10 protein-coding genes are annotated in these 13,856 nt (G+C 66.4%); 3 read left to right on the top strand and 7 right to left on the bottom strand.

Going from position 1 to position 13,856, the window contains the following annotated elements; translation table 11 throughout:
* Positions 1-148 precede the first annotated feature (148 nt).
* From AC1Q7Q_RS01150 to xdhA, 6 genes are all read right to left on the bottom strand, one after another.
* Complete coding sequence (locus AC1Q7Q_RS01150) at positions 149-1,249, bottom strand: fatty acid desaturase (protein ID WP_492376672.1); 1,101 nt, start codon at positions 1,247-1,249, stop codon at positions 149-151.
* A gap of 169 nt (positions 1,250-1,418) precedes the next feature.
* Positions 1,419-2,750, bottom strand: coding sequence for a guanine deaminase (gene guaD / locus AC1Q7Q_RS01155; protein WP_492376673.1), 1,332 nt, complete (start codon positions 2,748-2,750; stop codon positions 1,419-1,421).
* 63 nt (positions 2,751-2,813) lie between these two features.
* Entirely contained in the window at positions 2,814-3,860 is a 1,047-nt protein-coding gene (locus AC1Q7Q_RS01160) for an adenosine deaminase (RefSeq protein ID WP_416047989.1), read from the bottom strand.
* Entirely contained in the window at positions 3,857-4,891 is a 1,035-nt protein-coding gene (gene xdhC / locus AC1Q7Q_RS01165; protein WP_492376674.1) for a xanthine dehydrogenase accessory protein XdhC, read from the bottom strand. The genes AC1Q7Q_RS01160 and xdhC overlap by 4 nt, the downstream gene beginning before the upstream one ends.
* 130 nt (positions 4,892-5,021) lie before the next feature.
* Positions 5,022-7,382, bottom strand: a complete 2,361-nt coding sequence (gene xdhB / locus AC1Q7Q_RS01170) for a xanthine dehydrogenase molybdopterin binding subunit (RefSeq protein WP_492376675.1) — start codon at positions 7,380-7,382, stop codon at positions 5,022-5,024.
* A gap of 12 nt (positions 7,383-7,394) precedes the next feature.
* A complete protein-coding gene (gene xdhA / locus AC1Q7Q_RS01175; RefSeq protein ID WP_492376676.1) occupies positions 7,395-8,909 on the bottom strand; it encodes a xanthine dehydrogenase small subunit in 1,515 nt (504 codons plus the stop codon).
* Between the two features lie 221 nt (positions 8,910-9,130).
* On the opposite strand from xdhA, the gene AC1Q7Q_RS01180 reads away from it, so the two are divergent.
* A complete protein-coding gene (locus AC1Q7Q_RS01180; protein ID WP_492376677.1) occupies positions 9,131-10,081 on the top strand; it encodes a LysR substrate-binding domain-containing protein in 951 nt (316 codons plus the stop codon).
* 921 nt (positions 10,082-11,002) lie between these two features.
* Here AC1Q7Q_RS01180 and AC1Q7Q_RS01185 read toward each other — a convergent pair.
* The gene (locus AC1Q7Q_RS01185) at positions 11,003-11,866 is read right to left on the bottom strand and encodes an ABC transporter substrate-binding protein (protein ID WP_492376642.1); all 864 of its coding nucleotides are present in this window, start codon (positions 11,864-11,866) and stop codon (positions 11,003-11,005) included.
* A 142-nt stretch (positions 11,867-12,008) separates the two neighbouring features.
* Between AC1Q7Q_RS01185 and AC1Q7Q_RS01190 the strand changes: the two genes are divergently transcribed.
* Positions 12,009-13,106, top strand: a complete 1,098-nt coding sequence (locus AC1Q7Q_RS01190) for a substrate-binding domain-containing protein (RefSeq protein WP_492376643.1) — start codon at positions 12,009-12,011, stop codon at positions 13,104-13,106.
* 107 nt (positions 13,107-13,213) lie between these two features.
* A complete protein-coding gene (locus tag AC1Q7Q_RS01195; protein WP_174426515.1) occupies positions 13,214-13,831 on the top strand; it encodes a DUF4126 domain-containing protein in 618 nt (205 codons plus the stop codon).
* Positions 13,832-13,856: the final 25 nt, after the last annotated feature.

Here is a 13,856-nt window from a genome sequence, read left to right on the forward strand (position 1 = left end):
ATGACCTTGGGACCGATACCTTGCTTAACGAGGCAAGCGCCGCTGTGCGGGACAAGCGCGCGGAAAGACTTTGTAATTGAGTATTACGCGTCCCAAAAGACAAACCGCAGCCAGGGCGGCTGCGGCAGGTGGTGGGGGTGGTGGTGGGTTATGCCGGCACTGGCGCGTTGGCGCTGGTCTGCCGGCCGCGGAAGTCCGTCCAGCAGAGTGCCTTGAAGTCGTACAGCTTGCAGCGGCGCGCGGTATGGAAATACCAGCGCCAGGTGAAGTTCTGGATGATGATGCGGCCCGGCAGCGCATGCTCCAGCAGCGCCTGGGCGCGCTTGAGGCGGTACAGCGGCACGCTCATGTCCACGTGGTGCGCGGTGTGCTCCATGATGTGGTGCAGCGCCGCGCCGATGCCATAGCGAAAGCGCAGGTGCACGGTGGTGGAGACGAAGGGCTGGGCACGCGCCCACATGGCCTTGGTGTCGTACCAGGCCACGCTGGTGTGGGTGTGGTGCACGTAGAGCACGAAGCCCACGGTGAAATTCCAGACCAGGAACGGCAGCCCGAAGCCCAGCCCGACCAGCAGCGCCACCGACTGCCCGGTGGCGATGGCCAGCCACGCCAGCGCACCGATCCAGGCCACGCCGAAGAGCGCCACCAGCGTGCAGTCCCACATGAAGACGGCGCGGCGCGTGGGCATCTGGCGGCGGCTGGGGAAGAACATCTTGAACCACCAGATCTCGACCAGGTAGTACAGGCCCGCGCCAAAGCCGGTGCGGTAGACCCGCTCCAGCGCACGGCGCCAGCGCGGCAGGGCCTGGAATTCCTCGAGCGAGTAAGGCTGCCAGACGAAGTCGAAGCCCTTGAGGTTGGAGTAACCGTGGTGAACCACGTTATGGCCCACTTCCCACAGGCTGTAAGGCGTGAGCGACGGCAGGAAGGTCAGCCGGCCCAGCCATTTGTTCAGGCCACGCCGGGGCGTCAGGCTCTGGTGGCAGGCATCGTGGCCGATGATGAACAGGCGGGCGATGATCAGCCCCGTTGCCACGCTGGCGGCCAGCTTGGCGAGCCAGTGGGAGAACAGCACCACCCCGGCCAGCGCGGCCAGGAACAGCGCGGTGTCCAGCGCGAACAGCGCCAGCGCGCGCGGCGTGCTGCGCGCGCCAAGCGGGATCAGCCAGCCGCGGATGATCTTGCGCGAGGGCAGGGGGACGTCAGGGGAAATCGGCTCCGGAAAGGAAGCTTGCTGCGTGGCAATCATGCAAAAACCTTCAGTTGTCGAACGCGGGGTCGGGCTGGGCCCGAGACTGGCGGTGCACGGCCACAGGGCGGCCGATGATGTGACAGCTTAGAAGTATTGCATGACAGGGGTGTTGATCCGGGTCAAGCCCGCGAGGCCGGACCCGGTGCCATCTTGTTAAAAGTGATGATTAGTGCGCGGCGGAGGCTGGCGCGCTCGCCGGCTCGCCCATCACATACACCTCGCCGATGACGCGGTCGTCACCCAGCATGGCGAAGGCGAACAACTGCTCTTCCAGCGTTTCCGAGCGCTCGCTGCGGCGCGCGATCAGCGGCGTGGCCTGCGGATCGAGCACGATGAAGTCAGCCTCGCAGCCCGGGGTGAAGCTGCCCACGCGCTCGCTCCAGCCCAGTGCGTCGGCGGCGGCGCGGGTGGCCAGGTAGAACATGCGCAGCGCGGTGAGGTGGTAGCCGCCCATGCGCGCCACCTTGTGGGCGGCGTTCATGGTACGCAGCATCGAGAACGAGGTGCCTCCGCCCACGTCGGTGGCGAGCGTCACATTGAGGCGGTGCGCATCCGACTGGTGGAAGTCATAGAAGCCGCTGCCCAGGAACAGGTTGGAGGTGGGGCAGTGCGCCACCGCCGCGCCACTGTCGGCCAGCCGCTTGCGGTCGTCCTGGTCGAGGTAGATGGCGTGGCCGTACAGCGCGCCCGGGCGCAGCAGGCCGTAGTGATCGTAGATGTCCAGATAGCTGCGGGCTTGCGGGAACAGCTCGGCCACCCATTTCACTTCGTCGCGGTTTTCCGCCACGTGGGTCTGGATGAAGGCGTCCGGGTAGGCCTTGGCCAACTCGCCGCAGGCTTGCAGCTGCGCTTCGCTGGAGGTGGGCGCGAAGCGCGGCGTAATGGCGTACGACAGGCGGTTCTTGCCGTGCCAGCGCGAGATCAGGTCGGCCGAATCGCGCGCGCCGGACTCGGCGGTGTCGCGCAGGAATTCGGGGCAGTTGCGGTCCATCATCACCTTGCCGGTGACCAGGCGCAGGTTGCGGCGGTCGGCTTCGGCAAACAGCGCATCGGCCGAGGCCGTATGCACGGTGCTCCAGGCCACGGCGCTGGTGGTGCCATTGCGCAGCAACTCGTCGGCGAAGAAGCCGGCCACGGCCGCCGCATATTCCGGCTCGGCAAAGCGGCGCTCCTCGGGGAAGGTATAGGTCTCCAGCCAGTGCAGCAGGCCGGGCGAGGGCGAGGCGATGATGTCGGTCTGCGGGTAGTGCACGTGCGTGTCGATAAAGCCCGGCACGATCAGCTTGCCGCGGCGGTCGATCACTTCGGCGCCAGCCGGGATCTGGTCGGCCAGGTCGGCATGGTTGCCAACCGCGGCGACATGCCCGGCGGTGACGATCAGCACCCCGTCTTCCCAATACTGATACGCGTCGTCATGAAACTGGGGGTCGCGCAGGAAGTGCAGCACGCGGCCACGGATGGCGCGGGTGATGGACTGGGTGGGGGGCGTGGTCGTCATATCGATGTCTCGTCATGCGCCGGCGCGCGCATGGCGCGCCGGCATCTTGGTGTGAGCCGCGCTTCAGGCCGTGGAGGCCGCGGCGGGCAAGGGGGATTGCCAGAAGTGGTCGACTTCGGCGAGGAAGGCAGTCTTTTGCGAGGCGGGCAGGAACGACGCCTCGAAACTGTTGCGCGCCAGCTTGTGGCCATCGGCCGCGGTCAGCGGCAAGGCTTCGAAAGTGGCTTCCCAGTTCGCGTTCATATAGCCGCCGAAATAGGCGGGGTCGTCCGAGTGCAGCGTGACCAGCACGCCGGCTTCCAGCAGGCGGTGCAGGGAGTGGTCGCGCAGGTCGGGGTAGACCTTGAGCTTCTGGTTGGACAGCGGGCATACCGTGAGCGCCACGCGCTCGCGGGCCAGCCGCTCGACCAGTGCCGGGTCGTCGATGGCGCGCACGCCGTGATCGATGCGCTCCACCTTGAGGATGTCGAGCGCGTCGGTCACGTATTGCGCCGGGCCTTCCTCGCCGGCATGCGCCACCAGGTGCAGGCCGAGCTCGCGGGCGCGGGCAAACACGCGGGCGAACTTCTCCGGCGGGTTGCCCTGCTCGGAGGAATCCAGCCCGATGCCGACGAAGCGGTCGCGGTAAGGCAGCGCGGCTTCCAGCGTGGCGAAAGCGTCTTCCTCGGAGAGGTGGCGCAGGAAGCAAAGGATCAGGCTGCTGGAGAAGTCGTACTGCGTGCGGGCCTGGGCGAGCGCGTCGGAAATGCCGTCGATCACCACATGGATCGGCACGCCGCGCTCGGTATGGGTCTGCGGGTCGAAGAAGATCTCGGCGTGGCGCACGTTGTCGGCGACGGCACGCTGCACGTAGGCCATCGTCATGTCGAAGAAATCGTCCTCGGTCAGCAGCACGCTGGCGCCGGCGTAATAGATGTCGAGGAAGGATTGCAGGTCGGTGAAGGCGTAGGCCTCGCGCAGGGCTTCCACGCTGGCGTACGGCAACTTGACCTTGTTGTGCTGGGCCAGCCGGAAGATCAGCTCAGGCTCGAGCGTGCCTTCAATGTGGACGTGCAGTTCCGCCTTGGGCGTCTGGCGGATACGGTCTGCGAGCGCGGCATCGAGCGTCATGGGGTTCCTTTTGCGGTCTTGGTTTGCGTCGAGCTCGTCGCTTTGCCGCCGCGGCTGGCGACGAGCGCGCCCAGATGGGCGAGGCGCTGGTCGCGAACCTGCAGCAACTGGGCGACGATGGCAACCGCAATCATAGCCGGAGCCTTGTCCGTGATGCCGCAGACGCCCATCGGGCACGTCATTTCCGCAAAGCGGGAAGGGTCAATCCCGTGCTCCGCCATGCGGTGCTCGAAGCGCGCGCGCTTGGTCTTGGAACCGATCAGGCCGAAGTAGGCGAAGTCGTCGCGCCGCAGGATGCGCTCGCACAGCGTCTGGTCCAGCGCGTGGCTGTGCGTCATCACCAGGAAGTAGCTGCCGGCCGGCGCATGGTCGACCACGGCTTCGGGGATGTCGCTGGCTTCCGGGGTGACGTTGTCGGGCAGGTCGGCGGGGAACAAGGTGTCGCGCTCATCCACCCAGTGCACTTGGCACGGCAGGTTGGCCAGCACCTTGACCAGCGCATGGCCCACGTGGCCGGCGCCGAACAGCACCACGTGCAGCGCGTCCGGCACCAGGGTGTCGGTCCAGCCGCCGTCCGCCTGCAAGGCCACCGAGGGCAGCAGCGCTGGCGCTGCGGCGTGTTGCACCGCGCCGGTGCGCGGCACCGTGCGCATCAGCGCGCGTCCGGTGCCGAACGCGGCCTGCACCGCGTCCAGCCACGGCAGGTCGGCTTCGCCCAACACCTCGAAGGCGAGCAGCACCACGCCGCCGCAGCATTGTCCCAGCGCCGGGCCCAGCGGGATGCGCACGATCTGCCGCATCGCGTCGCGCTCGGCCAGCATGGTGCGGGCGATCTCCATGCCGCGCCACTCGAGATGGCCGCCGCCGATGGTGCCGACCAGTTCGTTGGCGGTCACCAGCATGCGCACGCCCGCCTCGCGCGGGGCGGAGCCTTTCACCTCGGCGATGGTGACCATCGCCACCGGCACGCCCGCGCGCACCCAGCGGGTGGCGTCGGCGAAGCGGAAGGGTTTGAGGGGCGCGTCCTGCATGGTGATGCCTTTTTAGGTTGATGCTCTGGGTGAAGCTTGTTACTTCAGCTTGTTACTTCGTTACTTCATTTCGGTCTTCAGTGAAGATGGCCTGTGGGAGCCGGCGGGCGCATCCGCAAGCCGCTGTCTCCTACTGCACCACCCGCACCGCCCGCACCGCGTCCACCGCATCCAGGATTGCCTCGCTGGTCGCGGGCGCCACCAGCGGCGGGTTCACCTTGTAGTCCCCAACGCTGGCCACCGCGTCGCGGATCGCGAAGAACACCGAGAACGGCAGCAGCAGCGGCGGCTCGCCCACGGCCTTGGACCGATGGATGCTGTCTTCCGCATTGTCGTTCTCGAACAGCCGCACGTAGAAGTCTTCCGGGCAGTCGTTGACGGTCGGGATCTTGTAGGTGGAGGGCGCATGCGTCATCAGCTTGCCGTCCTTGTTCCACCACAGTTCCTCGGTGGTCAGCCAGCCCATGCCCTGGATAAACCCACCCTCTACCTGGCCGATGTCGATGGCCGGGTTGAGCGAGCGGCCGGCGTCGTGCAGCACGTCGGCGCGCAGCAGGCGCCATTCGCCGGTGAGCGTGTCCACCAGCACTTCCGAGCACGCCGCGCCATAGGCGAAGTAATAGAACGGCCGCCCTTGCAGCTTGGACTGGTCCCAGTACAGCTTGGGCGTGGTGTAGAAGCCATCGGACCACAGCTGCACGCGTGCCACGTAGGCTTGCCGTGCCAGGTCGCTGAAGTCCAGGCGGAGTTCGCCCGCGACCACCAGGTCGTCGCCGAACTGCACGCTGTTGGCGTCCACGCCGGCCTGGCGCGCGGCAAACGCCGCCAGCCGCTCGCGGATCTGCCGCGCGGCGTCCTGCGCGGCCTTGCCGTTCAGGTCTGTGCCGGTGGAGGCGGCGGTGGCCGAGGTGTTGGCCACCTTGCTGGTATCGGTCGCGGTCACGCGCACGCGTTCGAGCCGGATCCCAAGCTCATGCGCCACCACCATCGCCACCTTGGTGTTCAGGCCCTGGCCCATCTCGGTGCCGCCGTGGTTCACCAGCACCGAGCCGTCGTTGTACACGTGCACCAGCGCGCCGGCCTGGTTGAAGTGGGCCACGTTGAAGGAAATGCCGAACTTCACCGGGGTGATGGCGATGCCCTTCTTGAGCACCGGGCTGGCAGCGTTGAACGCGCGCGTGGCCTCGCGGCGCGCGCGGTAGGCGCTGGTCGCTTCAAGTTCGTCGAGCAGTTCGTGGATGACGTTGTCTTCCACGGTCTGGCCGTAAGGCGTGACGTTGCGCTCGGTCTTGCCGTACAGGTTGGCGCGGCGCACGTCGAGCGCATCGCGGCCCACGGTGCGTGCCACGTTGTCGAGGATGTACTCCATGGCAAAGGCACCCTGCGGGCCGCCGAAGCCACGAAAGGCAGTGTTGCTCTGCGTGTTGGTCTTGCCGCAGTAACCGTCGATCTGCACGTTCGGCAGCCAGTAGGCGTTGTCGAAATGGCAGATGGCGCGGGTCATCACCGGGCCAGACAGGTCGGCCGAGAAGCCGGCGCGCGAAACCATCTCCACCGACACGCCGTCGAGGCGGCCGTCGGCATCGTGGCCGACTTCGTAGTCGAAGACGAAGTCATGGCGCTTGCCGGTGATCATCATGTCGTCATCGCGGTCCGGACGCAGCTTGACCGGGCACAGCAGCTTCCAGGCGGCCAGCGCGGCGCAGCAGGCGAACATGGCCGATTGCGATTCCTTGCCGCCGAAGCCGCCGCCCATGCGGCGGCACTCCACCAGCACCTGGTGCGCGTGCCAGCCCAGCATATGCGCCACCGCATGCTGCATTTCGGTGGGATGCTGGGTCGAGCACCACACATGCATACCGTCGTTTTCCTTGGGCGCGGCGTAAGCGATCTGGCCTTCCAGGTAGAACTGCTCCTGGCCGCCCAGGCGGATATTGCCCTTGTCCCGATGCACGGCGGCGGCGATATGGCTGGCCGGCTCGCCGCGCGTGAGGTGCATCGGCGGCAGCACATAGCTGCCGGCCTGGTGCGCGGCCTCGGGCGACAGCACCGGCGCCAGGTCTTCATACTCGATCGCACCCAGGCGGGCGGCACGGCGCGCGGCATCGTGCGAGGTGGCCACCACCACGAAGATCGGCTGGCCGATGAACTGCACAAGGCCGTTGGCCAGGATCGGGTCGTCGTGGATGATCGGGCCGCATTCGTTGGCGGCGGGAATGTCCTCGGCGGTCAGCACCGCCACCACGCCCGGCGCGGCGCGCACCTTGTCGAGCGAGATCGACTTGACGCGAGCATGGGCGCGTGTGCTCATGCCGAGCGCGGCATGCAGCGTGCCTGCCAGCTCGGGGATGTCGTCGGTGTAGGTTGCCGTGCCGGCCACGTGCAGGTGGGCTGATTCGTGCGGGCGCGAGACGCCCACTTGCTGCGTCGAAATGGCGGTCCTGGCTTCGCTCGCGGCGTCGAGCAGGAAGGGTTCGGTTTGCTTGTTCATGCCGATCTCTCCTTACGCGGTAGCGGTGGCGGTGGCCGCGCCCGCGCCGATGGCGCGGACATTGACGGCGGCGGCGGGCAGCGCGTCGGCGCGCGTTTCCAGCCAGAAGCGGTACAGCAGGTTGGCGGCGCCGCGGCTGCGGTACGCGGCGGTGGCGCGCATATCGGACAACGGCGTGAAGTCCCGCGCCAGCGCGCTCATGGCTGCGCGGGCGCTGGCTTCGGTCCAGGGCTGGCCGATCAGCGCGGCTTCCGTCAGTGCCCCGCGCTTGGGCGTGGCAGCCATGCCGCCGAAGGCCACGCGCGCATGGCGGATCACGCCGTTTTCCAGTGTCAGCGCAAAGGCCGCGCAGACAGCGGAAATGTCTTCGTCAAAGCGTTTTGACAGCTTGTAGGTACGGAAGTGCTCCGGCCCGGCCAGCGGCACGCGCAGCGCCGCGACGAACTCGCCTTCGGCCATGGCGGTCTTCTGGTAGGCCAGGTAGAGGTCTTCCAGCGCAAGGGTGCGGCGCACGTCGCCGCGCTGCAGCACCACTTCGGTGCCAAGTGCGATCAGCGCGGGCATGGAGTCGCCGATCGGCGAGCCGTTGGCGATATTGCCGCCCAGCGTGCCGGCATTGCGGATCGGCAGGGAAGCGAAACGCTTCCACAATTCCTCCAGCTCGGGATGGACGTCGTTCAGCGCGGCGTAGGCGCGCTCCAGCGAGACCGCCGCGCCGATTTCCAGGGCGCCATCGATTTCGCGGATGCCGTTCAGGTCAGCCACCTGGCCCACGTACAGCAGGTTGCCCAGTTCGCGGAACTGCTTGGTCACCCACAGCCCCACGTCGGTGCTGCCGGCCAGGATGCGCACGCCGGGCTCGGCGGCCTTGATGGCGGCAAAAGCCGAGGCGGTGCGGGGCGCGTAGAAGTGCTGGCCTTCGGCGCTGTAGTGGAAGGTGTCGTCGCGCTGCAGCGCGCGCAGCGTGTCGGCGATCTGGCGCGGGTCCAGCTTGCTGGCCTGCGGCGCAGGCAGCGCCATCATGCGCTGGCCAGCTTCGATGATGGGGCGGTAGCCGGTGCAGCGGCACAGGTTGCCGGTCAGGGCGTCGCAGATGGCCTCGCGCGCCGGGGCGCGGCCGGTGCCGGCGTCCTCGGATTTTTGCTGGTACAGCGCCCACAGCGACATCACAAAGCCGGGGGTGCAGAAACCGCACTGGGAGCCATGGCACTCCACCATCGCCTGCTGCACCGGGTGCAGCGCGCCGTCGGCCTGGCGCAAGTCTTCCACGGTGATCAGCGCGCGGCCGTCCAGCGTGGGCAGGAACTGGATGCAGGCATTGACCGCCTTGAACTCGACCTGGCCGTTTTCGCCCAGCTCGCCCAGTACCACGGTGCATGCCCCGCAATCGCCTTCGGCGCAGCCCTCCTTGGTGCCCGTGCAGCGCGCGTCCTCGCGCAGGTACTGCAGCACGGTGCGGGTAACGGGGGCGTCTGCGACCTCCGTGACCTTGCCCCGGTGGTAAAAGCGGATGGTTTGCGTCTCCATGGTGTCTTCTCTCTTTGTGGATGGGGCCAAACATAGCACTGACGCCGATGATGCAATATTCGGCCCAGGTGATATGCCCCATCAAGCGGGGAGAGCGTTCTGGCGGCCGGCGAGGGCGGCGGCCACCGGATTTGACCAATGACGGGGTGCGTGACATACACTATGCGCCGTTCCCATTCCCCACGCCACCGGCCGCAAAGCGCGCCAGGCGCCCCCTCGCCATGCACGGACGCGACCATCTCGACACCTATTTGCTGCGGGTGCTGCACACTCTGCTCACCGAGCAGAGCGTGACCCGCACCGCGGTCCGCCTCGGCCAGTCGCAGCCCGCCATCAGCAATACGCTCAAGCGGCTAAGGGAAATCACGGGGGATGCCATCCTGGTGCGCGGCAAGAGCGGCATGGTGCCGACCGAGCGCGGCCGCGAGCTGCTGCAGCTGGCCGAACAGAGCCTGGCGGCCATGGACCGCATCGCCCGGCCGCCCCAGCATTTCGACCCGGCCACCACGACCCGTACCTTTCACCTGGGCGCGCCGGACTACCTGGACGCCTTCTTCCTGCCCAACATCGTCGAGCGCGTGCGCCGGCTGGCGCCCGGCGCCAAGCTGTTCGTGCACCCGATGACGTCATCGAGCGACTTCCTCGACAGCCTGGAGCAAGGGCAACTCGACATCGTGGTCGGCAACTGGCTGTCGCCACCGGAGCATCTGCATATTTCGCCGCTGTTCGACGATGAGGTGGTGTGCATGCTGGGGGCGCACCATCCGCTGGCGCGCAAGGGGCTGACCCTCAAGCACTACCTGGAGATGCCGCACCTGGCGCCGGCGCCTTATGCCTCGATGCAGCGCAGCATGATCGACCAGGCGCTGGCCGAGCAGGGGTACAAGCGCAATATCCAGGTCACGTTGCCGTATTTCGGGCTGGTGCCGTATGTGTTGATGAAGACCGATATGGTGTTCACCACGGGACGGCAGTTTGCCGCGCATTATGCGCAGTACCTGCCGCTGAAGATGGTGCCTTCGCCGGTGGCGTTTCCGCGGATGCGGTTTTATCAGCTGTGGCATGAGCGGTGTCATGCTGCGCCGGATGTGATGTGGATGCGCAGGATGATTGCGGAGGTGGCGGGGGAGTTGCCGGTATTGCCTGTTTTGGCGAGGATGGGGGAGGGGTGAGTTGGGGGGGCAAGGGCAGAACCGTTGGCTCTTGTTGCCTTGGTCGCTGTTGTTTTGTGCGGCGTTGGTTTTTGGACGCAAGGGCCATACGACATCCCCCTGCGGGGGCTGCCGGTCACTTTTCTTTGACCGGCAAAGAAAACTAACGAAAAGAAAGCCGCCCTGCCGGGAGCAGAGCAATAAGGCTGTTCAGCCTCGGTGGTTGCGTCGTACGGCCCGGAGTGTTGGCTGGCCAATCCCACCGACTTGAAGGGCATCGTAAATGCATGACCCAATGGTCACGTGGTGGTGCCCCTGATTGCTTTGCGCGGTGCGCGTTCGGGCATCTGCCGTTCGCGGTGCGCAGCACCACGATCCTGCCTGCCCTCGTGGTTTCGTGGTTTTGTCTCTGGCGGTGGCCGCCCGGCCATTTGATGCCCTGCCGTACCGGCGCGAGCGGCGCCTTGCTTCACCCCCTCTGGTTTCGTGGTGGGCACCGTGGCCCGTGCGCGAGGGCCGTGCTTGCACCCACGGCGCTCGTCCTCCGAGACAAAACCACGAAACCAGCCACACCCGAAACGGCGCAGCACTTCGCACCGCGAACGGCAGATGTGGGAACGGGCACCGCACACGAGGTCAGGGGCTGCACGACGTAACCCATGGGTCATGCAAGTTTGATGACCTTCGAGCCGGTAGGATCCGCTAGCCAACACTCCGGGTCGTACGACGCAACCACCGGGGCCGAACAGCCTTATTGCTCTGCCCCCGGCAGGGTCGGCTTTCTTCTCGTTAGTCTTCTTTGCCGACGCAAAGAAGAGTGACCGGCAGCCCCCGCAGGGGGATGTCGTATGGCTCTTGGGTCCAAAAACCAACGCCGCTCAAAGAAAACCCAGCCAAGGCAGCAAGAGCCATCGGTTCTGCCTGCCCTTGCGCACCCCCCTTTCACTTCCCCCTATAACTAGGAAAAAACAACTGCTCCCCCTCCACCTTGTAAGCAGCAATGGTGTCCTGCCCATCCTTAGAAGTCATCCACTCCACCAACTTCATCGCATCCACGTAATTGGTACCAGGATGCTTGGCCGGATTCACCGCCATCACGCCATACGGATTGAACATCCTGGGATCGCCCTCCAGCAGGATCGCCAATCCGGTCTTGGCGCGATACGCGCCATAAGTGGCCCGATCAGACAACGTATATCCCGGCATCTGCGCTGCCATGGTCAGCACCTCGCCCATCCCTAGCCCGGCATTCACGTACCACGGCTGCCCCTTGGGCTCGATCCCCGCCTGCTTCCAGTAGTCCTTCTCCATCACGTCGGTCCCGGAGTTGTCCCCGCGCGAGATGAATTTGGTGCCGCCGGCGGCGATTTTCCTGAAGCCGGCCAGCACGTCCTTGCCACCTTTCAGTCTGGCCGGGTCGCTGACCGGGCCAACCACGATGAAATCGTTGTACATGACGTCCCGGCGGTTGACGCCGTAGCCCGCCGCCATGAATTCGTCTTCCATCTTGCGGGCGTGCACCAGCAGCACATCGACGTCGCCCATCTCGCCCATCTTCATCGCCTTGCCCGAGCCTACGGCGATCACTTTGACGGTGACGCCGCTTTTTTGCTCGAACCTGGGCAGCAGGAATTTCAGCAGGCCGGAGTTCTCCGTGCTGGTGGTCGTGGCCAGCTTGAGTTCGCCGGCGATGGCGCTGGTGGCGGTGGTGGCGCCGGCCACGCCAACCAGGCAAACCAGTCCGATAGCGCACGCGGCGCGGTTCGAAATATGGCGTAAAAGGCCTTGCTTGCTGACCGCTCGCATGGATTCTCCTTGTTTTATGTTTTCAGAAACACAATTGCCACAAACTCATGAGATCGGTGAGAATGCAGAAAAATACGTGGAAATCAGCGTCTTGCATTCTCGGTGAACCACATCTCTAAAGTAAATATGAAAAGCGTTTCATATGACATTTCGCTTTGACCTGTTCCCGGTTGTCGCCGCGGACGACAATCCTCGCTCCAACGGCAAGGTGTTCCAGCTGCTCAAGGCCGTGCGCGAGACGGGCTCCCTGCATCGCGCGGCGCGCGAGATCGGGTTGTCGTACCGGCACGCCTGGGGCGTGATGCGGTCTTGGGAGGAGATGCTTGGGCGCAGCATGCTCGACATGGAGCGCGGCCGGGGGGCGTCACTGACGCTGTTCGGTGAGCGCTTGCTGCGTGCGGAGGGGCGCTTGCGCGATTCGATCGACCCGGTCGTGCAGAAGGCCATGGTCGATTTCCTGGCGGACCTGGACGACGCGGCGCAGCCGCAGACCCGCATCCGCTTCTCCGGCAGCCATGATCCGGCCATGGAGGTCCTGGCGGGGGCGTTGCACGACGCGCCGGGCGGCCTGCAGCTCGATACCGTGTTCTGCGGCAGCGTGGAGGGCCTGATCTGCCTGCAGGAGCGGCAGTCCGAGCTGGCTGGCTTCTACGTCTCGCCGATCCAGAAGGCTGGCTCCGTGGCCCACGTGACGCTGCGCAAATGGCTGCGTCCGGCCTCCGTGCGCTTGATCCGGCTGGCCTGGCGCGAGCAGGGCCTGATCGTCGCGCGCGAGCTCGCGGGCGAGATCCACGACCTGCGCGACCTGGCCCGTACCCGCGCCCGCTTCGTCAACCGCCAGCGCAGTTCTGGCACGCGCATGCTGTTCGACCAGTTGCTGGCCACCGAGGGGCTCTTCCCGGACCAGATCGTTGGCTACGAAACCCCCGAGTTCAGCAACGAGAAGGTGGCGCAAGCGGTGCATGACGGCCATGCCGAGGTGGGCTTCGGCCTGCGCATGAATGCCGAGGCCCATGGGCTGGCCTTTGTACCGCTGACCCGCGAGGCCTACTACCTGGCGCTGCGCAAGAACGACCAGATCACGCCCTGGGCGCATGGCTTGCTTTCGCATTTGGCCGACCCGGCCTTCCGGCGCCGCGTCGAGGCGCTTCCCGGCTACGCCATGGCCGAGCCTGATGGCATCCTGACGCCGCAGGAGGCACTTCCCTGGTACGGCCCCGACGGCAAGGAAGGCGGCTGACGCCGTCCACCGGGGAGGGGGGAACCCGGCTGTTTGAGCGCGCGCGTATTACACTGGTTGCATAGGCGGGGCTGCATGCCCGCCAGACAGACCCAGCAAGGAGCGCCATGCTAGAAACGGCCGCGTTGGCCGCGGGCTTGTCCTGGACCAGCGGATTCCGCCTTTACCTCGCCGTGTTCACGGCTGGCGCACTGGGCCGCCTGGGCTGGCTGCACCTGCCGCCCGGCCTGCAGGCGCTGGAATCGTGGTGGGTGATCGCGCTGGCCGCGGTGCTGGCCCTGGCCGAGTTCGTGGCCGACAAGGTGCCGGGCTTCGATTCCTTCTGGGACAGCATCCAGACCTTTATCCGCATTCCCGCCGGGGCGATCCTGGCCGCCGCCGCCTTCGGGCAGCTCGATCCGCAATGGATGGTCGCCGCCGGGCTGGTCGGGGGCACGCTGGCCGGCACCGCCCATGCCGCCAAGGCCGGCACCCGCGCCCTGATCAACGTCTCGCCGGAACCGTTTTCGAATTGGGCTGCCTCACTGAGCGAGGACGTTGCCGCCAGCAGCGGGCTGCTGCTGGCTTTTTTCCTGCCCGTGGTGTTCCTGGTGGTGCTGGCCGTGCTGCTGCTGGTGGCGGCGTGGCTGCTGCCCAAGCTGTGGCGCGGCTTGCGCCATTTGCGCGACGCGTTGGCCAAGCGTGCTCCGGCGGCCTCGCCGGCGGGGCGTCAGCCCCGGCGCTGAGTGGGGGGTTCGACCCTCGTTTTGC

It is taken from the genome of Cupriavidus sp. GW823-FHT07A04, from assembly GCF_058794615.1.

Excerpts from the sequence above, each read along its gene's own strand:
- AC1Q7Q_RS01190 (WP_492376643.1), top strand. The coding sequence starts at position 12,009 with ATGACATTTCGCTTTGACCTGTTCCCGGTTGTCGCCGCGGACGACAAT.
- xdhC (WP_492376674.1), bottom strand. The coding sequence starts at position 4,891 with ATGCAGGACGCGCCCCTCAAACCCTTCCGCTTCGCCGACGCCACCCGC.
- AC1Q7Q_RS01195 (WP_174426515.1), top strand. The coding sequence starts at position 13,214 with ATGCTAGAAACGGCCGCGTTGGCCGCGGGCTTGTCCTGGACCAGCGGA.
- guaD (WP_492376673.1), bottom strand. The coding sequence starts at position 2,750 with ATGACGACCACGCCCCCCACCCAGTCCATCACCCGCGCCATCCGTGGC.
- xdhB (WP_492376675.1), bottom strand. The coding sequence starts at position 7,382 with ATGAACAAGCAAACCGAACCCTTCCTGCTCGACGCCGCGAGCGAAGCC.
- AC1Q7Q_RS01180 (WP_492376677.1), top strand. The coding sequence starts at position 9,131 with ATGCACGGACGCGACCATCTCGACACCTATTTGCTGCGGGTGCTGCAC.
- xdhA (WP_492376676.1), bottom strand. The coding sequence starts at position 8,909 with ATGGAGACGCAAACCATCCGCTTTTACCACCGGGGCAAGGTCACGGAG.
- AC1Q7Q_RS01160 (WP_416047989.1), bottom strand. The coding sequence starts at position 3,860 with ATGACGCTCGATGCCGCGCTCGCAGACCGTATCCGCCAGACGCCCAAG.
- AC1Q7Q_RS01185 (WP_492376642.1), bottom strand. The coding sequence starts at position 11,866 with ATGCGAGCGGTCAGCAAGCAAGGCCTTTTACGCCATATTTCGAACCGC.
- AC1Q7Q_RS01150 (WP_492376672.1), bottom strand. The coding sequence starts at position 1,249 with ATGATTGCCACGCAGCAAGCTTCCTTTCCGGAGCCGATTTCCCCTGAC.